Raw genomic sequence first — 20,258 nt, 5'->3', positions numbered from 1 at the left:
CCCGCGGGCTCATTCACCCGCGTCACCCCCGTTAGACTCGATCCTTGGCACGTTTGCGTCCCTGATCTGTGGACGATTCGTCTCCGAGTCGTAGACGGGGACCATCACCAGCCAACCGGAAGCACGGGAAGAGATGTCGGCACCGAACAAGTCGTACGACCCTGTTGAGGTCGAGGCACTGAAACCTGAAGAGATCGAGCGCATGCGGGACGAGGCGCTCGCCGCCTTCGCCGCCGCGGGCGACCTCGAACAGCTCCAGGAGGCCAAGGTCGCGCACACCGGCGGTACCTCGCCGCTGGCCCTCGCCAACCGCGAGATCGGCGCGCTGCCCCCGCAGGCCAAGGCCGAGGCCGGCAAGCGCGTCGGCATGGCGCGCGGCGCGGTCAGCAAGGCGCTCGCCGCCCGCCAGAGCGAGCTCGAGGCCGAGCGCGACGCCCGGGTGCTCGTCGAGGAGGCAGTGGACGTCACGCTGCCGTACGACCGCGTCCCGGCCGGTGCCAGGCACCCGCTGACTACGTTCATGGAGCGTGTCGCCGACGTCTTCGTCGCGATGGGCTACGAGATCGCGGAGGGCCCCGAGGTCGAGGCGGAGTGGTTCAACTTCGACGCCCTGAACTTCACCCCGGACCACCCGGCCCGGCAGATGCAGGACACCTTCTTCGTCGAGGGCCCGAAGGGTACCGAAGGCGACGAGTCCGGTGTCGTGCTGCGCACGCACACCTCGCCCGTGCAGGCCCGCGCGCTGCTGGAACGCCGTGAGCCGCCCGTCTACATCGTCTGCCCCGGCCGTGTGTACCGCACGGACGAGCTGGACGCGACGCACACCCCGGTCTTCCACCAGATCGAGCTGCTCGCCGTGGACGAGGGCCTGACCATGGCCGACCTCAAGGGCACCCTGGACCACATGGTCCAGTCGCTCTTCGGCGCGGACATGAAGACCCGCCTGCGCCCGAACTACTTCCCGTTCACCGAGCCGTCCGCCGAGATGGACATGGTCTGCTACGTCTGCCGTGGCGAGTCCGTGGGCAACCCCGACCGCCCCTGCCGCACCTGCGGCAGCGAGGGCTGGATCGAGCTGGGCGGCTGCGGCATGGTCAACCCGAAGGTGCTCACCGCCTGCGGCGTCGACCCCCAGAAGTACAGCGGATTCGCCTTCGGGTTCGGCATCGAACGGATGCTGATGTTCCGCCACAACGTCGAAGACATGCGAGACATGGTCGAGGGTGACGTCCGGTTCACCCGGCCCTTCGGGATGGAGATCTGATGCGGGTCCCGCTTTCCTGGCTGCGGGAGTACGTCGATCTCCCCGCCTCCGAGACCGGCCGTGACGTACAGGCCAAGCTGATCGAGGTCGGCCTCGAGGTCGAGACCGTCGAGCAGACGGGCGCCGGCCTCACCGGCCCGCTCGTCGTCGGCAAGGTCCTCACCATCGAGGAGCTGGAGGGCTTCAAGAAGCCCATCCGTTTCTGCACGGTCGACGTCGGCCAGGCCAACGGCACGGGCGAGCCGCAGGAGATCGTCTGCGGCGCCCGGAACTTCGCCGTGGGCGACAAGGTCGTCGTCGTGCTTCCCGGTGCCGTCCTGCCCGGCGACTTCAAGATCGCCGCGCGAAAGACGTACGGCAAGACGTCGCACGGCATGATCTGCTCCGGCGACGAGCTGGGCATGGGCGACGACGGCAGCGGCGGCATCATCGTCCTGCCGCCCGAGCACGAGGCCGGCACCGACGCCATCAAGCTGCTCGAACTGGTCGACGAGGTCCTGGACATCGCCGTCACGCCCGACCGCGGGTACGCGCTCTCGATGCGCGGTGTCGCCCGCGAGGCCGCCATCGCGTACGGCCTGCCGCTGCGCGACCCGGCGCTCCTCGACGTGCCCGCGCCGAACTCCTTCGGCTACCCCGTCAAGATCTCCGACCCGCGCGGCTGCGACCGCTTCACCGCGCGCACGGTCACGGGCCTGAAGCCCGAGGCCCGCTCGCCGATCTGGCTCCAGCGCCGCCTGCAGAAGGCGGGCATGCGCCCGATCTCGCTCGCCGTCGACATCACGAACTACGTGATGCTGGAGCTCGGCCAGCCCCTGCACGCCTACGACCGCTCCCGCATCGAGGGCACGATCGGCGTGCGCCGTGCCGAGCAGGGCGAGAAGTTCACGACGCTCGACGGCGCCAAGCGCGTCCTCGACGCCGAGGACCTGGTCATCACCGACGACCGCGGCCCGATCGGCCTCGCGGGCGTCATGGGCGGCGCCAACACCGAGATCGCGGACCACGAAGAGGCCGCCGGTACGACCGACGTCGTCATCGAGGCCGCGCACTTCGACGCGATCTCCATCGCCCGCACGGCCCGGCGCCACAAGCTGCCCTCGGAGGCGGCCAAGCGCTTCGAGCGCGGCGTCGACCCGCAGGCCGCGTCCGCCGCCGCGCAGCGCACGGTGGACCTCCTCGTGCTGCTCGCGGGCGGCACCGCCGATGCCGGCGTCACCGAGGTCATCGCGCCCTCCGCGCCGCACACGATCGCCATGCCCGCCGATCACCCGGACAAGGTCGCCGGGGTGGAGTACGGCCGCGAGACCGTCGTGCGCCGCCTCCAGGAGGTCGGCTGTGACGTCTACGGCCAGGACGCCCTGACCGTCACCGTGCCGTCCTGGCGGCCCGACCTCGCCGAGCCGAACGACCTCGCCGAAGAGGTCATCCGCCTCGAGGGGTACGAGAACCTCCCCTCGACGCTGCCCAAGCCCCCCGCGGGCCGCGGCCTGACCGGCAGGCAGCGGCTGCACCGCCGTGTCGGACGCGCCCTCGCCGGCAGCGGCTTCGTCGAGGCGCCGACCTACCCCTTCATCGGCGAGCAGGTCTTCGACCAGCTGGGCCTGGAGCCCGGCGACCCCAAGCGCAGGGTCGTGAAGCTGGTCAACCCGCTCTCCGACGAGGAGCCCGCTCTTCGTACGACGCTGCTGCCGGGGCTGCTCGGCGCGCTGCGCCGCAACGAAGGCCGCGGCAGCCACGACCTGGCGCTCTTCGAGACGGGGCTGGTCTTCCAGCCGCGTGACGAAGCCCGTGTCGCGGTGCGTCTTCCCGTGGACCGCCGTCCCACGGACGAGGAGATCGCCTCCCTGACCGAGGCGCTCCCCGTCCAGCCCCGGCACGCCGCCGTCGTCCTCGCGGGCGCCCGCGAGCAGGCCGGCTGGTGGGGCAAGGGCCGGCCGTCCGAGTGGGCCGACGCGATCGAGGCCGCGCGCGTGCTCGCCGCCGAGTCGGGCACCGAACTGCTCGTGCGCCAGGGCCAGTACGGCCCGTGGCACCCGGGCCGGTGCGCCGAGCTCGCCGTCGTGATCGATGGAGCGGAGCAGGTCATCGGGCACGCGGGCGAGCTGCACCCGCGCGTCGTGAAGGCGCTCTCGCTGCCCGCGCGCACCTGCGCGATGGAGCTGGATCTGGACCGTCTGGAGGAGGCGAGCACCGGCGTCCCGCAGGGCCCGAAGATCTCCACCTTCCCGGTCGCCACGCAGGACGTCGCGCTGGTCGTCGACGGGGGCGTGCCCGCCGCCGACGTGGAGAAGGTGCTGCGCGAGGGCGCGGGTGAACTCCTCGAGTCCATCCGGCTGTTCGACGTCTTCGAGGGCGAGCAGATCGGCGAGGGCAAGAAGTCCCTGGCGTACGCGCTGCGTTTCCGCGCGGCCGACCGCACGCTGACCGTCGACGAGGCATCCGCGGCCCGTGACGCCGCCGTCGCGCTGGCGGCCGAGCGGACCGGCGCGGTGCTGCGCGGAGCGTAGTCACCGCCAGTAGTCGCCGCCAGGCGCACAAGAGGCGCAAAGAAGGGCGTATCCGGGTCTACGGATGCGCCCTTCACTCGTTTGAGTGACTAGTGAGCCCTCCCTGGTCCGATCGGCTCAGGCGGTCGACAGAATCAGTCCGGCCGCAAGGGCCGTGATCTGTACGGGCTGCGCGGACCGCACGCTGAACAGGGCCTTAGGGGGGCCGTCGGCATGATCCGTATGAGGGCTGGAGCTCCCCGACGGGTGCTGCTCCGGGCAAGGAGCAGGGTCAGGGGCAGGGTCGCTGGCAGGGCTGGGAGCAGGACCGCAGGCAGGGCCGCGAGCAGGACAGCGAGCGGGGCAAGGTTCCGAGTGAGGGCCGGGCCGAAGGTGTTCCGGGTGGACCCGCCGCGGATCCGGCGCGTTCTCGCGCTCGGCCTGCCCGCCGTGTGGGGCGCGGCCGCCATCACGTACAAACTCGTCTGCCCGCTCGCCCAGCGGGACGGCCTGGAGGCGCGGATCGTCACCAGCGCGGTCTTCTTCGCCGTCGGCGCCGGTCTGATATTGCAGGTCCGCGGCTCGCTGCTGCGGGAGTTGCGTCAGCTCCGTGAGATCGCGGGCGCCGCGCAGAATGTCCTGCTGCGCCCGCTGCCGCCCCGCGTCGAAGGCCTCACGGTCGCGGCCGGACGGCTCTCCGCGTCCCGCGGCGCCTCCGTCGGCGGGGATCTGTACGAGGTGGTGGCCACGGACCACGGCGTCCGCGTCGTCATGGGCGACGTGCGCGGGCACGGCCTGGCCGCCATCAGCACGGCCGCCGCCGTGCTCGGCAGCTTCCGCGAGGCGGCGCACGAGGAACCCGAACTGGCCCAGGTGCTCAGGAAGTTGGAGCGCGCCCTGGGGCGGCATCTGCGGGAGCGGTCGCGGGCCGAGCACCCGGCGAACGGCGCTCCGGCACCGGAAAGCCCCCTGGCCGAGGAGTTCGTCACCGTACTCCTGATGGAGATCGGCCCGGACGGTGAGATGACCGCCCTCAACTGCGGGCACCCCTGGCCGTACCGCCTGGGCGGGTGCGCCGAGCCGGTCGCGGGCGGGGACCCGTTGCCGCCGCTCGGACCTTTCCCGCTCCCGCCCGAACTGCCCCTGCTGCACTGCGGGTCACTCCTTCCGGGGGAGGCACTCGTCCTGCACACGGACGGCATGGAGGACGCGCGGGACGCGGCCGGACGGTTCTTCCCGCTCCAGGCGGCGCTCACCGAAGCGGTGCGCGTCCCGCCGGTCGCGCCCCAGACCGTGATCCGCGCGGTGTACGCCCAACTCATGCGCCACGCGGGGCGGTTCCCCACCGACGATGCCGCGCTCCTGATCCTGCGCAACGACCGCCGGCGCGTGCCCGTACAGCAGGGGGAGACGGTGCGCCGGCAGAACACCATGACGTGACGCACCGTCAACCTCCGCCGGCCGTGCGCCGCCCGACCCCGCCTGTAGGTGTCGGGCAGACGACGGGGATCGGACGGCGCCCATGAGGACCGCCGTACTTTTCGAGGGGGAGCCGGCGGCCCGGCCGGCCTCCTTGTGAGGAATCCCAGTCAAGCGTGACAGGAGTGGCGACGGCAGAGCGCACACCCCCCGGATTCGGGCGTTCCGTTCACACCCCGTGTGAAGCCACCTCTACTACGCTGGCCACACCGAGTCACCGGAGGGCCTCCATGCAGCCCAATACCCTGCTCGACGCGATCCTCGACGAGGCGGGAATCTCCCACGCGGGCCTGGCTGCCCACGTCAATCAGGCGGGGAAGAGGCGCGGCCTCGCCCTGCGGTACGAACACACCGCCGTCTCCCGGTGGTTGAAGGGCCAGCGCCCACGCGGCCAGGTGCCCGACCTGATCTGCGAGGTACTCGCGGGGCGGCTCCAGCGCACCGTCACCCTCGACGACATCGGCCTCGGCGTGCCGGGCCTGCCGGCCGTCGGACACCACACCATGGCCTCGACGCTCTCCGGTTTCGTGGAGCGGGCCACGGCCCTGTGGCGCTCGGACGAACAGCAGCGCCCGCACCTCCTCGGCGCACCCGCGGTCACGGGAACACCCGCGGTGATGCCCGTATGGGAGTGGGAGAACCCGCCCGAGGACGTGGACGTGTCGCGCGGCGGCAGGCACCAGGTGAGCACGGCTGACATCGACATGATGCGCGCGGCCCGCGCCCACTACGAGCAGATGTACCGCAAGGCCGGCGGCATCGCGACCCGCACCCGCATCGTCGGCTTCCTCAACGCCGAGGCCGCGCCCCTGCTGCGCGGCAGCTACACGGACGAGACGGGGCGCCAACTGCACAGATCCACCGGCGGGTTGGTGGCCATCGCCGGTATCTGCGCCTATGACTCGGACGCGCACGGCCTGGCCCAGCGCTACTTCCACCAGGCCCTGCGCCTGGCAAAGGCCAGCGGCGACAGGGGACTTGGCGCCTACGTCATCGCGCTGCTCGTCAACCAGTCCCTGTTCATGCGCGAGTACCGCCAGGCGGTGGCCTTCGCGGAGGCCGCCCTGCGTGCCGCGGGGCGGGAACTGACCCCGGCACTCGCCTCCGATCTCTACGCCATGCAGGCCAAGTCGTACGCACACCTGGGCGACGGCAGCAGCGCCCTGTCCTGCATCCGGCGTGCCGAAGGCGCGGCGGACCGCATCCGGCGTGGGCGCGAGCCTGACGAGACGGGCTATGTCCAGCCCGGACTCGTCAACGTACAAGTGGCGGAGGCGCTGCTCAGCCTCGGCGACCTCGCGGGAGCGTACGAACATGCGGCGGCGGCGGTGGACACGCCGGCTCACGACCGGGGCCGGGTGCACCGGCTCGCCATGCTCAGCCAGATCGAACTGCGCCAGGGAAACACCGACGAGGCGGTGGCCACGGCGGTGGAAATGGCGGAGCAGGCACGGGGGATGGAGTCCCAACGGCTGCGCGACCGGCTGCGGGCCGTGCGGGAACACCTGGTACGCAGCGACTGCGCGGGCACGGCCGAGGCGGCCGAACTCATCGACGGGGCGCTGCGCGTACCGCTGTGACGTGAGGCGCGCACCACTGCTCTGAACACCCTCCTGCTGCGATATTGCCATCTACTCGGCGGAAGGTGGCAGAACCGTGCAGTGGACGAAACAAAGCGAACAAACTGTGTATGGAAACAGGTGGTTCACGGTCAATCTGGCAGACGTGGAGCTGCCCGACGGCCGGCACCTCGACCACTTCCTGATACGGCTGCGGCCCGTCGCCGTGGCCACCGCGGTCAACGAGTCCAACGAGGTGCTGCTGCTCTGGCGGCACCGCTTCATCACGGACAGCTGGGGCTGGGAACTCGCGGCCGGCGTCGTCGAGGACGGCGAGGACCTCGCGTACGCGGCAGCCCGGGAAATGGAGGAAGAGACCGGCTGGCGGCCGGGCCCGTTACGACACCTGATGAGTGTCGAGCCGTCCAATGGGCTCACCGATGCGAGGCACCACATCTACTGGTCGGATGAGTGCACCTACATCGGTCATCCCGAGGACGACTTCGAGTCCGACCGCCGTGAATGGGTCCCACTCAAACTCGTCCCTGACATGGTGGCCCGCGGAGAAGTACCGGCCGCCAACATGGCGGCGGCCCTACTTCTCCTGCACCACCTGCGCCTGGGCCAGGACGCGCACTAACGACCGATGGCCTGCCAAACTGCCACGGCTAACGCACCGACCGCCGTCAAGGCGAGAAGTGCGGGCAGCGGCCAGCGTGTGTGCTCGAGTGCGGTGATCCTCACGGTCAACTCGTCCTGGTTCTTGACGCTCTGTTCGTCGTGTTGGGTGAGCAACGCCAGCTGTCCGTCGACGCGGGTCAGACCCACGTCCAAGCTGCGGCGTAACTCGGCGAGTTCTTCGGGGACCACCCGATGCTCGGGGTCGGCGGTCACTGGTCCGCTCCTTTCTGTAGCTGTCGATCCCCCTGATGCACACGGAAAGTCAACTCGCCTGGTGGCCGGGGCGGGAGAGTGTGCGAAGGGCATATGCGAGCCCATGGCGCACACGGTGTGTGAACGCCGCGGGCCCGGCACTCGATCGAGTGCCGGGCCCGCGTGCGGTGCGAAGTTCCGGGTGCAGGTGTGAGCCGCGTCAGCCGTACGGGTAGAAGCCCGAGCCGGACTTGCGGCCGAGCCTGCCTGCGTCCACCATCCGCTGGAGCAGCGGGGGAGCGGCGTACAGCGGCTCCTTGTACTCGGCGTACATGCTGTCCGCGACCGAGGCGACGGTGTCGAGGCCGATCAGGTCGGCGAGCTTGAGCGGACCCATCGGGTGGGCGCAGCCCATCTCCATGCCGTTGTCGATGTCCTCGCGGCTCGCGATGCCCGACTCGAACATCCGGATCGCGGAGAGCAGATACGGGATGAGCAGCGCGTTGACCACGAAGCCCGAGCGGTCCTGGGCGCGGATCGCGTGCTTGCCGAGCACCTTCTCGACCATGGACTGCGCGCGGCTGATCGTCCCCTCGGACGTGGTGAGCGCGGGGATCAGCTCGACGAGCTGCTGCACCGGGGCCGGGTTGAAGAAGTGGATGCCGATGACGGCGTCGGGGCGCGAGGTCGCGACGGCCAGCTTCACCAGCGGGATGGAGGAGGTGTTGGAGGCGAGGATCGCGTCCTGCCGGGTCACCACCTGGTCGAGTACCTGGAAGATCTCGGTCTTGACCGCCTCGTTCTCGACGACCGCCTCGATGACGAGGTCGCGGTCGGAGAACTCCCCGAGGTCGGTCGTGAAGCTGAGGCGGGCGAGCGTCTCGTCCCGCTCCTCCTCCGAGATCTTGCCGCGCTCGGCGGCCTTGGAGAGGGAGTTGTAGAGCCGGGTGCGGCCGATCTCCAGGGCCTCGCCGGTGGTCTCCGCGACCATCACGTCCAGTCCGGAGCGGGCGCAGACCTCCGCGATCCCGGCGCCCATCTGGCCGCAGCCCACTACTCCGACGCGTGCGATGTCGGGCATAGAGTCGGTCACCTCGTGCCTTTCGCTGATCAACGGGCGGGCAGTCCCCCGTATGGATGCGGTGTCTGCCCCAGCGGTGAACGTTACCGCCGAACCTCAGGTGCGTGACGTGCCGGGTCGGGCATGCTGTCCGGTACAAGCAGCGGTTCCGGCGGATATACAGGCCAGGGGGCGAGCGGATGAGGCGTATGTCACGCCGAGGTTTCACGATTGCGGCAGCCGCGATGGTGGCGGGGCTCACAGCCGCGGGGGACGCGGCGGCGGTGCCCGGGAAGGCCCCCTCGCGCCGGGAACTGCGGGGCATGTGGCTGGCGACCGTCGTCAACCGCGACTGGCCCTCGAAGCCCGGACTGCCGGCGGCCGAGCAGCGCGCCGAACTGATCGCCCATCTCGACACGGCCGTACGGCGCCGGCTGAACGCCGTGGTCTTCCAAGTGCGGCCCACCGCCGACGCGTTGTGGCCGTCGCCGTACGAACCGTGGGCGGAGTGCCTCACCGGCGTGCAGGGCAAGCACCCCGGCTGGGACCCGCTGGGCACGGCCGTGGCCGAGGCGCACAGCAGGGGCCTCGAACTGCACGCCTGGTTCAACCCCTTCCGCATCGCCAACCACACGGACCCCTCGCGCCTCGTCCCGACGCACCCCGCGCGGCTGCACCCCGAGTGGGTCGTGCCCTACGGCGGGAAGCTCTACTACAACCCCGGTCTGCCCGAGGTGCGGCGCTTCGTCCAGGACGCGATGCTCGACGCCGTGCGCCACTACGCGATCGACGCGGTGCACTGGGACGACTACTTCTACCCGTACCCGGTCGCCGGGCAGGTCTTCGACGACGACGAGGCCTTCGCGCTCCACGGCGGCGGCTTCCCGGACCGTGCCGCCTGGCGGCGCGACAACATCGACCGCCTGGTGCGCGAGATGGGGACGCGGATCAAGAAGGCGCGTAAGCGCGTGCAGTTCGGGGTCAGTCCGTTCGGGGTCTGGCGCAACGCCTCGACCGATCCGCTCGGTTCGGACACCCGGGCGGGCGTGCAGACGTACGACGATCTGTACGCCGACACCCGCGGCTGGGTCAAGAAGGGCTGGCTCGACTACATCTGCCCGCAGCTCTACTGGAACATCGGCTTCGCCGCCGCGGACTACGGCAAGCTGCTGCCCTGGTGGGCCGACGTCGTCGAGGGCACGGGCGTGCGGCTGTATGTGGGGGAGGCCCTCTACAAGGCGGGCGACCCCGCGCAGGCCGCCCCCTGGCAGGACCCCGCCGAGCTGTCCCGCCACCTCACGTACGCCAAGAAGTTCCCGCAGGCGCGCGGCCATGTGTACTTCTCGGCGAAGGAAGTGGGCGTGGACAAGATCGGCGCGATGGCGCGGGTGGTCGCCGACCACTACCGAAAGCCGGCCGAGCCACCCCGCTGACCGGTCCCGCGCCCGGAGTCAGGAAGCCGGGTCCTGATGCCGTACGACGGTGTCGGGGCCCGGTGACAGCAGCGTCTCGTGGCCGTCGTCGAAGCGGACGCGATACGGCGGACCGCCGTTCGCGCCGAGCACCTCGACGACCTGTGCGATCCGGTCGTGCTGCCCGACGGTCCTGCCGTGCAGCACCAGCTCGTCGCCTACGGTTGCACGCATCTGGAGCGACCTCCTCGTCCCACCCTGCGGTTGCTTTCCGTGGCCGTCAGTCTACGTCCGGTGGCCGGACCTGGGGCCCGGCCGTCGGCGTCTAGCCGCGGGCCCGTTGCGTGACCGCGATGCACACGAGGACGGCGGCGGCGGTCAGCGGTGCGGCGATCGTGAGGTGCTCGCCGAGCAGGAACACCGACCAGACCAGCGTGAGCAGCGGCTGCGCGAGCTGGAGCTGGCTGGCCTTGGGCACGCCGATCGCCGCCATGCCGCGGTACCAGACGACCAGGCCGAGGAACTGCGAGCCGATGGCCGCGTAGAGCAGCCCCGCCGTGCTGTGCCCGGTGAGCTGGAAGGACTCGTACTGGAGGGCGAAGGCGGCCCCCGCCACGGCGAGCGGCAGGCACAGGACCAGCGCCCAGCCGATGACCTGCCAGCCCGGCATCTCGCGCGCGAGACGGCCACCCTCCGTGTAGCCGGCGGCGCAGATGAGGAGCGAGGCGAAGAGGTACAGGTCGGCGGTCGACAGGGCGCCGCCGCTCTGCTGGACCGTGAACGCGATCACCGCCGCCGCGCCGGCGAGGGCCGCGGTCCAGAACGTCCGCGAGGGCCGTGCCCCGGTGCGCAGCGCCGAGAACACGGCGGTGGTCAGCGGGAGCAGGCCGACGACCACGGCCGCGTGGGCGGTGGTGGACGTCTGCAGGGCGAGCGTGGTGAGCAGCGGGAAGCCGACGACGACCCCGGCGGCGACGACGGCGAGCCCGGCCCAGTGGCGGCGTGCGGGCAGCGGGACGCGCAGGGCGAGCAGGGCGCCGCCCGCGATGACCGCGCTCAGTACGACGCGCAGGGCCACGAACGACCAGGGGCCGATGCCCTCCAGGCCCCAGGCGGTGGAGGGAAAGGTGAGCGAGAAGGCGGTGACGCCGAGCGCGGCCATGACGGTGCCTGCGCGGCGGGAGCTGTCCTGCGGGATCTCCGCGGCTGCGGGAACCGCTATCCGGCTCGGGCGAGTAGCGCTATCCTGTGCTGTCATGCAAGATAGTAGCAGTGTCGCTGAGTTGGCAAAACAGTTGCGGGTCGAGCTGAACCGCTACTCACCCGGTGAAAAGCTGCCGTCGAGCCGGTCTCTGGTCGACCGTTTCAGGGTCAGTCCGGTGACGGTGTCGCGGGCCCTGGGGCAGCTGGCAGCCGAGGGCCTGGTCGTCACGCGGCCGGGCGCCGGTGTCTTCCGTGCGGAGCCGCAGGGCGCCGCCGCACCCGCGGGGGACACCTCGTGGCAGGAGGTGTCGCTGAGCGCCGACGCGGCCACGGAGCTCGTGCCGCGGGCGGTGGACGCCTCCGGGGTCCTGGTCACGCTGGCGGCGCCCTCGCACGGCGTCATCGAGTTCAACGGCGGCTATCTGCACCCGTCGCTGCAACCCGAGCGCGCGATGGCGGCGGCCCTCGCCCGGGCGGGGCGGCGGCCCGGCGCGTGGGGGAGGCCGCCGATCGACGGCCTGCCCGAGCTGCGGGAGTGGTTCGCGCGGGGCATCGGCGGCGCGATCACGGCCGCCGAGGTGCTGATCACCGCGGGCGGCCAGAGCGGGCTCACCACGGCGCTGCGGGCGCTCGCGCCGCCGGGTGCGCCGGTCCTCGTCGAGTCGCCCACGTATCCCGGCATGCTGGCCATCGCCCGCGCGGCGGGCCTGCGGCCGGTCCCGGTGCCGGTGGACGAGGACGGCGTACGCCCCGAGCTGCTCGCCGCGGCGTTCAGGGCCACGGGGGCGCGGGTGTTCGTCTGCCAGCCGCTGTTCCAGAACCCGACGGGGGCGGTGCTGTCGGCCGAGCGGCGCCCGGAGGTGCTGCGCATCGCGCGCGAGGCCGGGGCCTTCGTCATCGAGGACGACTTCGTGCGCCGCCTCGTCCACGAGGACGCGGGGCCGCTGCCGAGGCCCCTGCAGTCCGACGACCCCGACGGAGTCGTCGTGCACGTCTGTTCGCTCACCAAGGCCACGTCGCCGAGCTTCCGGGTGAGCGCGCTCGCGGCCCGCGGGCCAGTCCTGGAACGGCTGCGCGCGATCCAGGTCGTCGACCACTTCTTCGTGCCGAGACCGCTCCAGGAGGCGGCGCTGGAACTGGTCGGCTCCCCGGCCTGGCCGCGCCATCTGCGGCGCGTGGCGGGCGAGTTGAAGGACCGCAGGGACGCGATGGCAGCGGCCCTGCGCCTGAACCTGCCCGAACTCGCCCTGCCGCACATCCCCGCGGGCGGCTACCTCCTGTGGCTGCGCCTGCCCGACGGCACGGACGAGTCGGCCCTGACGGGCGCGGCCCTCCGCGCAGGCGTCGCGGTGGCCCCCGGCCGCCCCTACTTCGCGGCCGAACCCCCGGCGGCACACCTGAGGATGAGCTTCGCGGCGGTCGCCGGGGCCGGGGAGATCGCCGAGGGGGTACGGAGGCTGCGCGTGGCGTTCGACGAGGTGCGGGGGGCCTCCCGCTGAGGCGGGCTGGCTGCTGGCTGGTCGCGAGGCTCGTGGCTCCGGTGCGGCCTTGACCTGCGCAGCCGAGCCCTCCAGGATCACCGCATGTTTGTTCGCGTCTCGGTGGCCGAGGGCCGCACGACATGTGGGGGCCGGCCGTGAGTCCGGCATGGCCGGGGGAGGCCCTGTCCGAGGAGTTCGGCGCTGCCTGGCAGCGGCTCGCTCCGGCGGCCAGGCGCTGCCTCGAACTCGCCCACCGATCCCTGCGTGGCGGCGGGCTCGCGGTCGGCGCAGTGCTCACCGACGAGGCGGGGGCGATCGTCGCCGAGGGGCGCAACCGGGCGTACGACCCTCCGGGCGGGGACGACGTCCTCCAGGGGACGCCCCTCGCGCACGCGGAGATGAACGCACTTGCGAGCGTGCGTACGGAGCGGGAACTGGGTGGTCATGTCCTGTGGAGCAGCCACGAGCCGTGCGCGATGTGCGCTGCGGCGGCCGCCTTCACGGGGGTCGGGACGGTGCGGTACGTCGCGCGTGACCCGTGGGCGCTGGCCACCGGGCAACCGTCGTCGTCGGCGGAAGCCTTGGGGGATGTCGCCTGGGAGACGTGTGCCAACGTCCTGTTCCTGCGCGGCATCGTGCAGCTGCGCGGCGCCGGGCATCCGACCGTGCGGAGCAACGCGGCGATCGCCCCGGAAGCCGTACGGATCGCTACCGGTCCGGATTTTCCGGAGACGGAGGACGTAGCGGAGCTGTGCGCGGCGCTGTGGGGTCGCATCGCGTGTACGCCGTCGTGAGGATCAGGTCCTTGGTGGGGCCCGCCACCCGCCAGCGCGTCAGCCAGCGGCGGTCGTCGTACACCTCGAACTCGCCCCGGTAGAGATCGAGTCCGCACGGGTGGTCGGCGGTGTGACGGCCGGTGCGCAGGTCCAGGTCGTGGAAGGGGCGGCCGTCGGCGAACTGGACGTGCGCGGTGGCCGGGTCGCCCCCCGGCACGAAGCGGAGGGTGCGTTCGGCGGGGCGGGGGGTGCCGCGCCAGGTGAAGACGCCGGACTCGTGGCTCAGGAGGCCGCCGTCGTCGGACGGGGTGAACACCGTCGTGCCCGAGAAGTGCCCCTCCGCGTTGCCCGCCAGATCCCGCGCCGTCCGTACCACCTGCCAGGCCCCGGCCAGGTACGCCAGCACGTCCGGCACGCCATGTCGCGTGCCGTCGTGCGTGGCTGCTTCATCCGGAAAGGGCATGCCCGCAGGCTACGCGGCCGCCGTCCCCGGCCTGCGTCCCGGGATGTCTACTTGTCGACGAATCCGAGGCTGTTCTCGTCGTACCGCGTCCCTGCGACCGCACCCGCCGGTGCCGCCGCGTCGATCGCCGCGAGTTCCTCCGCGGACAGCTCGACGGCGAGCGCGCCCAGGTTCTCCGTGAGGTACTTCTCCCGGCGCGTGCCCGGGATCGGCACCACGTCGTCGCCGCGGTGCTGCACCCAGGCGAGGGCGAGCTGCCCCGCGGTGACGCCCTTCTCCTCGGCCAGCTTGTTGAGGGCGGTGACGATGGGCAGATTGCGCTCCAGGTTCCCGTCGGCGAACCGCGGCTGGCTGCGCCGCATGTCCCCTTCCTGGAGACCGGCGACCGAGGTGTAGCGCCCGGTCAGGAAGCCGCGCCCGAGCGGTGAGAACGGCACGATGCCGATGCCGAGCTCGCGGCAGACCGGCGCGATCTCCGCCTCCAGGTCCCGCGTCCACAGCGACCACTCGCTCTGCAGCGCGGCGATCGGATGCACCGCGTGCGCCCGCCGGATCGTGCCCGCGCTCGCCTCGGAGAGCTCGAGGTGACGTACCTTCCCGGCCTCGACGAGCTCCGCCATCGCACCGACGGTCTCCTCGATGGGCACGTTCTGGTCGACGCGGTGCAGGTAGTACAGGTCGATGTGGTCGACCCCGAGCCGCCGCAGCGAGGCATCGCACGCCTGACGTACGTAGGCGGCGTCGCCCCTGATCTCCACCGGCTCGCCGAGGCGGTTGGCGAAGCCGAACTTCGTGGCGAGAACGGCCTGCTCGCGCCGGCCGGCCAGCGCGCGGCCGATCAGCTCTTCGTTGTGCCCCGCGCCGTAGAAGTCGGAGGTGTCGAGCAGGGTGACGCCGAGGTCGAGGGCGCGGTGGAGCGTCGCGATGGACTGCGCGTCGTCCGAGGCGCCGTACGCATGGCTCATCCCCATGCAGCCGAGCCCCTGCGCCGAGACGGTCAGTGCGCCGAGACGGCGGGTGGGAACGCTGGTCATGCCGGTACCTCCAGGTGGAGCAGTGTGCCCTGGTGCGGGCGGACGGCTCCGACCCTAGGAGCTGGAGTCGACTCCAAGTCAAACCAGTTCGGGGGGCCTTGAGGTGTTCCCGGCTTACACGGCGTTCCCTGCGTTCCCGGCGTTCACTTCTGGTCCGCCGCCGCGTACAGCGCCGCCACATCGATCTTCTGCATGCCGAGCATCGCCGCCATGGCGCGCTGGGCCCGTGCCGGGTCGGGGTCGGACACGAGTTCTTCCAGGGCGGTGGGGACGACCTGCCAGGAGAGGCCGAACTTGTCCTTGAGCCAGCCGCAGGGGCCTTCCTCGCCGCCGTCGGAGAGCTTCGTCCAGTAGTGGTCGACCTCTTCCTGGTCGGCGCAGTCGATCGTCAGGGAGAGTGCCTCGTTGAAGGTGAACTGGGGGCCTCCGTTGAGCGCCAGGTACGGCTGGCCGTCGAGCTCGAACTCGACGGTCATCACGGTCCCCGCAGGGCGCGGCCCCGCGTCGCCGTAGTGGGAGACGTTCGTGATCTTCGAGTTCGGGAAGACGGAGACGTAGAACGTGGCGGCTTCCTCGCCCTGTGTGTCGAACCAGAGGGTGGGCGTGATGCGAGGCATGACTCTCTCCTGTCGTCGGGCGGGTCAGTGCGGGCGTCTGACTGTCTCTGCCTGTCTGGCTGGCCGTCTGTCTGTCTGTAGTGACCCTCGCCCTCGCGCGAACTCATCGCAGGTGGGCGCCCCGGATCTCGTTGCATAAAACTGCGGCTGCACGTATAGTCATGCCATCTAGGAGGAGGGTTCCATGGCGGTACGCGCAGCAGTGGCAGGAGCGAGTGGGTACGCGGGCGGTGAATTGCTGCGTCTGCTGCTCGCCCACCCCGAGGTGGAGATCGGCGCCCTGACCGGCAACTCGAACGCCGGCCAGCGTCTGGGTGCGCTGCAGCCGCACCTGATGCCGCTCGCCGACCGCGTCCTGGAGCCGACCACCGCCGACGTCCTCGCCGGTCATGATGTCGTCTTCCTCGCCCTGCCCCACGGCCAGTCCGCCGCCGTGGCCGAGCAGCTCGGCCCTGACGTCCTCGTCGTCGACATGGGCGCCGACTTCCGGCTGGCGGACGCGGGCGACTGGGAGAAGTTCTACGGCAGCGCACACGCCGGCACCTGGCCCTACGGCCTGCCCGAGCTGCCGGGCGCCCGCGCGGCCCTCGAAGGGTCCAAGCGCATCGCCGTGCCCGGCTGCTATCCCACGGCCGTCTCCCTCGCCCTCTTTCCCGCGTACGCCGCCGGGCTCGCCGAGGCCGAAGCGGTGATCGTCGCGGCTTCCGGGTCCTCGGGCGCGGGCAAGGCGGCCAAGCCGCACCTGCTGGGCTCCGAGGTGATGGGCTCCATGTCGCCGTACGGCGTGGGCGGCGTCCACCGGCACACCCCCGAGATGATCCAGAACCTCTCCGCAGCCGCGGGCGCCCCCGTCACCGTCTCCTTCACGCCCACCCTGGCCCCGATGCCCCGCGGCATCCTCGCCACGTGCAGCGCGAAGGCGACGGACGGCGTCACCGCCGAGTCCGTGCGGGCCGCGTACGAGAAGGCCTATGCGGACGAGCCCTTCGTGCACCTGCTCCCCGAGGGGCAGTGGCCCGCGACCGCCGCCGTGTACGGCTCGAACGCCGTGCAGATCCAGGTCGCGTACGACGAGGCGGCGGGGCGCGTCATCGTGATCAGCGCCATCGACAACCTCACCAAGGGCACCGCGGGCGGCGCCCTGCAGAGCATGAACATCGCCCTCGGCCTCGACGAGGCCACCGGGCTCTCTACGATCGGAGTGGCACCGTGAGCGTCACGGCAGCTAAGGGATTCACGGCGGCGGGCATCGCCGCCGGGATCAAGGAGAACGGCAACCCGGACCTGGCCCTCGTGGTCAACACCGGGCCCCGCCTGGCCGCCGCGGGCGTCTTCACCTCCAACCGCGTCAAGGCCGCCCCCGTCCTCTGGTCGGAGCAGGTCGTCAAGGGCGGGCTCATCTCCGCCGTCGTCCTCAACTCCGGTGGCGCCAACGCCTGTACGGGCCCGCAGGGCTTCCAGGACACGCACGCCACCGCCGAGAAGGTCGCCGAGACCCTCGACCTGAACGCGGGCGAGGTCGCCGTCGCGTCGACCGGGCTCATCGGCGTCACGCTCCCCATGGACAAGCTCCTGCCGGGAGTCGAGAGCGCGGCCGGTGAACTCTCCGCGCACGGCGGCGAGAAGGCCGCCATCGCCATCAAGACCACCGACAGTGTGCACAAGACGGCCGTGGTCACCCAGGACGGGTGGACGGTCGGCGGTATGGCCAAGGGCGCGGGCATGCTCGCCCCCGGGCTCGCCACGATGCTGGTCGTCCTCACCACGGACGCCGACCTTGAAGCCGATGTCCTGGACAAGGCCCTGCGGGACGCCACGAAGGTCACCTTCGACCGCGTCGACTCCGACGGCTGCATGTCCACGAACGACACGGTGCTGCTCCTCGCCTCCGGTGCTTCACAAGTCGCCCCGGGGTATGCCGAGTTCGCCGAGGTCGTCCGTACCGTCTGCGACGACCTCGCCCGCCAGCTCATCGGCGACGCCGAGGGCGCGAGCAAGGACATCCGGATCGAGGTCGTCAACGCCGCCTCCGAGGACGACGCCGTCGAGGTGGGTCGCTCCATCGCCCGCAACAACCTCCTCAAGTGCGCCCTTCACGGCGAGGACCCCAACTGGGGCCGCGTGCTCTCCGCCATCGGCACGACGAAGGCCGCCTTCGAGCCCGACCAGCTGAACGTCGCCATCAACGGCGTATGGGTCTGCAAGAACGGCAGCGTCGGCGAGGACCGCGACCTGGTCGACATGCGCTACCGGGAGATCAAGATCACCGCGGATCTGGCGGCAGGCACCGCCGAGCCGGTCGTGATCTGGGCCAACGACCTCACCGCCGACTACGTCCACGAGAACAGCGCGTACTCCTCATGAGCGGCGACACGAGCGGCGATATGAGCGGCGACACGAGTGGGAACACGAGCAGCAACCCGACCGCGCGGAAGCACACCGCGCTCCCCAAGGCGCAGATCCTCATCGAGGCGCTGCCCTGGCTGACCAGGCACCGCGGCAAGACCGTCGTCATCAAGTTCGGCGGTAACGCCATGGTGGACGAGGAACTGAAGGCCGCCTTCGCGCAGGACGTCGTCTTCCTGCACCACGCGGGGCTCAAGCCTGTCGTCGTGCACGGCGGCGGACCGCAGATCAGCAAGGCCCTGGACCGGCACGGCATCGTCAGCGAGTTCAAGGCGGGCCTGCGCGTCACCACCGAGGACGCCATGGACGTCGTACGGATGGTGCTCGCGGGCCAGGTCCAGCGCGAGCTGGTCGGCCTGCTCAACCAGCACGGCCCGCTCGCCGTCGGCCTCACCGGCGAGGACGCGCACACCATCACCGCCACCAAGCACCAGCCTCGCATCGAGGGCGAGTTGGTCGACATCGGCCGCGTCGGCGAGATCACCGAGATCGACACCGGCGCCATCGAGGCGCTGCTCGCCGACGGCCGTATCCCGGTGGTCTCCTCGATCGCCCGCTCCCAGGACGACGGACATGTCTACAACGTCAATGCTGATACGGCGGCTGCGGCACTTGCGGCTGCGCTGGACGCCGAGACCCTCATGGTCCTCACGGACGTCGAGGGCCTCTATGAGGACTGGCCGAACAGCGACGAGGTGATCAGCCGCCTGACCGCGAAGGAGCTGGAGAAGCTCCTTCCCGAGCTGGCGAGCGGCATGGTCCCGAAGATGGAGGGCTGTCTGCACGCCGTGCGCAACGGCGTCGAGACGGCCCGCGTGATCGACGGGCGGGTCCAGCACTCGATCCTCCTGGAGATCTTCACCGACGAGGGCATCGGCACGATGGTCGTGCCGGACGCGCCTGTGGACGACATGGAGGGGGAAGCGGCATGACCGGCAACGAGGAGTTGACCAAGCGCTGGCAGGACGCGCTGATGGACAACTACGGCACGCCCAGGCTGCCCCTGGTCCGCGGCGCGGGCAGCAAGCTGTGGGACGCCGACGGCAAGGAGTACGTCGACTTCGTCGGCGGCATCGCGGTCAACGCGCTCGGCCACGCCCACCCGGCGGTCGTCGAGGCCGTCAGCACCCAGATCGCCTCCCTCGGCCACGTCTCGAACCTTTTCGTCGCCGAGCCGCCGGTCGCGCTCGCGGAGCGGCTGCTCCAGCTCTTCGGGCGCGAAGGCCGGGTGTACTTCTGCAACTCCGGCGCCGAGGCCAACGAAGGCGCCGTCAAGATCGGCCGCCTGACCGGGCGTTCGCACATGGTCGCCACGGACGGCGGCTTCCACGGCCGGACGATGGGGGCGCTCGCGCTCACCGGCCAGCCCGGAAAGCGGGAGCCGTTCCTGCCGCTGCCCGGCGACGTCACGCATGTGCCGTACGGCGACGTCGAGGCCCTGCGGGCAGCGGTCACCGAGGAGACCGCCCTCGTCGTCATCGAACCCATCCAGGGCGAGAAGGGCGTGGTCGTGCCGCCCGCGGGCTACCTCAAGGCGGCCCGCGACATCACCAAGGCCACCGGCACCCTCCTCGTCCTCGACGAGGTGCAGACCGGGATCGGCCGTACCGGCCACTGGTTCGAGTACCTCGCGCACGAGGGCGTCCAGCCCGACGTCGTCACGCTCGCGAAGGGTCTCGGCGGCGGCCTGCCGCTCGGCGCGACGGTCGCGTTCGGCGCGGCGGCCGAGCTCCTCAAGCCCGGCCACCACGGAACGACGTTCGGCGGAAACCCGGTGGCGTGCGCCGCGGGACTCGCGGTGCTCGACACGATCGAGGCCGATGGACTCCTGGACAACGTGAAGCGCACGAGCGAGCGGCTGCGCGACGGAATCGAGTCACTCGGACACCCGCTCGTGGGCCATGTCCGGGGTGCGGGCCTGCTGCTGGGTATCGTGCTCACCGAGCCGCTCGCGCCCCAGGTGCAGCAGGCGGCTCAGGACGCCGGCTTCCTGGTGAACGCGCCCGCCCCCGATGTCGTACGGCTGATGCCGCCGCTGAACGTGCGCGACGACGAGGTGGACGCGCTGCTGCGGGCCCTGCCCGGCGTGCTTGACCAGGCCACCGTGGCCAACGGGGACGGACGATCCGGAGAATGAGACGA

General features: G+C 71.3%; 19 protein-coding genes. 12 read left to right on the top strand and 7 right to left on the bottom strand.

Annotation, left to right across the window (positions count from 1 at the left end):
- The first annotated feature begins 133 nt into the window (after nt 1-133).
- The 5 genes from pheS (at nt 134) to ABXJ52_RS06720 (ending at nt 7,431) form a co-directional block, all read left to right on the top strand.
- The gene (pheS, locus tag ABXJ52_RS06740) at nt 134-1,264 is read left to right on the top strand and encodes a phenylalanine--tRNA ligase subunit alpha (RefSeq protein WP_367040124.1); all 1,131 of its coding nucleotides are present in this window, start codon (nt 134-136) and stop codon (nt 1,262-1,264) included.
- Nucleotides 1,264-3,774 (top strand): phenylalanine--tRNA ligase subunit beta, encoded by a 2,511-nt coding sequence (pheT, locus tag ABXJ52_RS06735; RefSeq protein WP_367040123.1) that lies wholly within the window; start codon nt 1,264-1,266, stop codon nt 3,772-3,774. The genes pheS and pheT overlap by 1 nt, the downstream gene beginning before the upstream one ends.
- Before the next feature lie 429 nt (nt 3,775-4,203).
- Entirely contained in the window at nt 4,204-5,193 is a 990-nt protein-coding gene (locus ABXJ52_RS06730) for a PP2C family protein-serine/threonine phosphatase (protein WP_367048848.1), read from the top strand.
- Nucleotides 5,194-5,462: 269 nt separating this feature from the next.
- On the top strand, nt 5,463-6,812 hold the full coding sequence (locus ABXJ52_RS06725) for a transcriptional regulator (protein ID WP_367040120.1): 1,350 nt from the start codon (nt 5,463-5,465) through the stop codon (nt 6,810-6,812).
- Between the two features lie 76 nt (nt 6,813-6,888).
- Nucleotides 6,889-7,431 (top strand): NUDIX hydrolase, encoded by a 543-nt coding sequence (locus ABXJ52_RS06720; RefSeq protein ID WP_367040117.1) that lies wholly within the window; start codon nt 6,889-6,891, stop codon nt 7,429-7,431.
- On the opposite strand, the gene ABXJ52_RS06715 is transcribed toward ABXJ52_RS06720, so the two are convergent.
- Together ABXJ52_RS06715 and ABXJ52_RS06710 are read right to left on the bottom strand one after the other, a co-directional pair.
- A complete protein-coding gene (locus ABXJ52_RS06715) occupies nt 7,428-7,685 on the bottom strand; it encodes a hypothetical protein (RefSeq protein WP_367040116.1) in 258 nt (85 codons plus the stop codon). The two genes, ABXJ52_RS06720 and ABXJ52_RS06715, sit on opposite strands and share 4 nt — an antisense overlap.
- A gap of 199 nt (nt 7,686-7,884) precedes the next feature.
- Entirely contained in the window at nt 7,885-8,745 is an 861-nt protein-coding gene (locus ABXJ52_RS06710; protein WP_363210927.1) for a 3-hydroxybutyryl-CoA dehydrogenase, read from the bottom strand.
- A gap of 179 nt (nt 8,746-8,924) precedes the next feature.
- On the opposite strand from ABXJ52_RS06710, the gene ABXJ52_RS06705 reads away from it, so the two are divergent.
- Nucleotides 8,925-10,157 (top strand): family 10 glycosylhydrolase, encoded by a 1,233-nt coding sequence (locus tag ABXJ52_RS06705; RefSeq protein WP_367040115.1) that lies wholly within the window; start codon nt 8,925-8,927, stop codon nt 10,155-10,157.
- Nucleotides 10,158-10,175: 18 nt separating this feature from the next.
- Here the strand turns inward: ABXJ52_RS06705 and ABXJ52_RS06700 are convergent, their stop codons facing one another.
- A complete protein-coding gene (locus tag ABXJ52_RS06700; RefSeq protein WP_367040113.1) occupies nt 10,176-10,370 on the bottom strand; it encodes a DUF1918 domain-containing protein in 195 nt (64 codons plus the stop codon).
- Between the two features lie 91 nt (nt 10,371-10,461).
- Nucleotides 10,462-11,394: a DMT family transporter gene (locus ABXJ52_RS06695; RefSeq protein WP_367040112.1), complete on the bottom strand. Its 933-nt coding sequence runs from the start codon at nt 11,392-11,394 to the stop codon at nt 10,462-10,464.
- On the opposite strand from ABXJ52_RS06695, the gene ABXJ52_RS06690 reads away from it, so the two are divergent.
- Both ABXJ52_RS06690 and ABXJ52_RS06685 read left to right on the top strand, forming a co-directional pair.
- On the top strand, nt 11,393-12,838 hold the full coding sequence (locus ABXJ52_RS06690; RefSeq protein WP_367040111.1) for a PLP-dependent aminotransferase family protein: 1,446 nt from the start codon (nt 11,393-11,395) through the stop codon (nt 12,836-12,838). The two genes, ABXJ52_RS06695 and ABXJ52_RS06690, sit on opposite strands and share 2 nt — an antisense overlap.
- 137 nt (nt 12,839-12,975) lie before the next feature.
- A complete protein-coding gene (locus tag ABXJ52_RS06685) occupies nt 12,976-13,614 on the top strand; it encodes a deaminase (RefSeq protein WP_367040109.1) in 639 nt (212 codons plus the stop codon).
- On the opposite strand, the gene ABXJ52_RS06680 is transcribed toward ABXJ52_RS06685, so the two are convergent.
- The 3 genes from ABXJ52_RS06680 to ABXJ52_RS06670 form a co-directional block, all read right to left on the bottom strand.
- Nucleotides 13,529-14,059: a DUF6314 family protein gene (locus ABXJ52_RS06680; RefSeq protein WP_367040107.1), complete on the bottom strand. Its 531-nt coding sequence runs from the start codon at nt 14,057-14,059 to the stop codon at nt 13,529-13,531. The genes ABXJ52_RS06685 and ABXJ52_RS06680 overlap by 86 nt on opposite strands.
- Nucleotides 14,060-14,106: 47 nt before the next feature.
- Complete coding sequence (locus ABXJ52_RS06675; protein WP_367040105.1) at nt 14,107-15,093, bottom strand: aldo/keto reductase; 987 nt, start codon at nt 15,091-15,093, stop codon at nt 14,107-14,109.
- A gap of 143 nt (nt 15,094-15,236) precedes the next feature.
- Nucleotides 15,237-15,710 carry a VOC family protein gene (locus ABXJ52_RS06670; protein WP_367040103.1) on the bottom strand — a complete coding sequence of 158 codons (474 nt, stop codon included), beginning with the start codon at nt 15,708-15,710 and terminating at the stop codon, nt 15,237-15,239.
- A 184-nt stretch (nt 15,711-15,894) separates the two neighbouring features.
- Between ABXJ52_RS06670 and argC the strand changes: the two genes are divergently transcribed.
- From argC to ABXJ52_RS06650, 4 genes are read left to right on the top strand one after another with little or no spacing between them, the layout of a single operon-like run.
- A complete protein-coding gene (gene argC / locus ABXJ52_RS06665) occupies nt 15,895-16,923 on the top strand; it encodes an N-acetyl-gamma-glutamyl-phosphate reductase (protein WP_367040102.1) in 1,029 nt (342 codons plus the stop codon).
- Nucleotides 16,920-18,074: a bifunctional glutamate N-acetyltransferase/amino-acid acetyltransferase ArgJ gene (gene argJ / locus ABXJ52_RS06660; protein ID WP_367040101.1), complete on the top strand. Its 1,155-nt coding sequence runs from the start codon at nt 16,920-16,922 to the stop codon at nt 18,072-18,074. The genes argC and argJ overlap by 4 nt, the downstream gene beginning before the upstream one ends.
- 20 nt (nt 18,075-18,094) lie before the next feature.
- Nucleotides 18,095-19,048, top strand: a complete 954-nt coding sequence (gene argB, locus ABXJ52_RS06655) for an acetylglutamate kinase (protein WP_367048847.1) — start codon at nt 18,095-18,097, stop codon at nt 19,046-19,048.
- Nucleotides 19,045-20,253 carry an acetylornithine transaminase gene (locus ABXJ52_RS06650; RefSeq protein WP_367040099.1) on the top strand — a complete coding sequence of 403 codons (1,209 nt, stop codon included), beginning with the start codon at nt 19,045-19,047 and terminating at the stop codon, nt 20,251-20,253. The genes argB and ABXJ52_RS06650 overlap by 4 nt, the downstream gene beginning before the upstream one ends.
- The last annotated feature ends 5 nt before the right edge of the window (nt 20,254-20,258 follow it).

Origin of the sequence: Streptomyces sp. Je 1-332, from assembly GCF_040730185.1 — a bacterium.
Classification (GTDB): domain Bacteria; phylum Actinomycetota; class Actinomycetes; order Streptomycetales; family Streptomycetaceae; genus Streptomyces.
The sequence above is the reverse complement of the archived record's forward strand: the minus strand, read 5'-3'. Positions and strand labels throughout refer to the sequence as shown.

Coding starts and splice junctions, on each gene's coding strand:
- ABXJ52_RS06725 (WP_367040120.1), top strand. CDS start 5,463: ATGCAGCCCAATACCCTGCTCGACGCGATCCTCGACGAGGCGGGAATC.
- ABXJ52_RS06695 (WP_367040112.1), bottom strand. CDS start 11,394: ATGACAGCACAGGATAGCGCTACTCGCCCGAGCCGGATAGCGGTTCCC.
- ABXJ52_RS06690 (WP_367040111.1), top strand. CDS start 11,393: ATGCAAGATAGTAGCAGTGTCGCTGAGTTGGCAAAACAGTTGCGGGTC.
- ABXJ52_RS06670 (WP_367040103.1), bottom strand. CDS start 15,710: ATGCCTCGCATCACGCCCACCCTCTGGTTCGACACACAGGGCGAGGAA.
- ABXJ52_RS06700 (WP_367040113.1), bottom strand. CDS start 10,370: ATGCGTGCAACCGTAGGCGACGAGCTGGTGCTGCACGGCAGGACCGTC.
- argB (WP_367048847.1), top strand. CDS start 18,095: ATGAGCGGCGACACGAGTGGGAACACGAGCAGCAACCCGACCGCGCGG.
- ABXJ52_RS06650 (WP_367040099.1), top strand. CDS start 19,045: ATGACCGGCAACGAGGAGTTGACCAAGCGCTGGCAGGACGCGCTGATG.
- ABXJ52_RS06705 (WP_367040115.1), top strand. CDS start 8,925: ATGAGGCGTATGTCACGCCGAGGTTTCACGATTGCGGCAGCCGCGATG.
- argC (WP_367040102.1), top strand. CDS start 15,895: ATGGCGGTACGCGCAGCAGTGGCAGGAGCGAGTGGGTACGCGGGCGGT.
- pheT (WP_367040123.1), top strand. CDS start 1,264: ATGCGGGTCCCGCTTTCCTGGCTGCGGGAGTACGTCGATCTCCCCGCC.
- ABXJ52_RS06710 (WP_363210927.1), bottom strand. CDS start 8,745: ATGCCCGACATCGCACGCGTCGGAGTAGTGGGCTGCGGCCAGATGGGC.
- pheS (WP_367040124.1), top strand. CDS start 134: ATGTCGGCACCGAACAAGTCGTACGACCCTGTTGAGGTCGAGGCACTG.
- ABXJ52_RS06675 (WP_367040105.1), bottom strand. CDS start 15,093: ATGACCAGCGTTCCCACCCGCCGTCTCGGCGCACTGACCGTCTCGGCG.
- ABXJ52_RS06680 (WP_367040107.1), bottom strand. CDS start 14,059: ATGCCCTTTCCGGATGAAGCAGCCACGCACGACGGCACGCGACATGGC.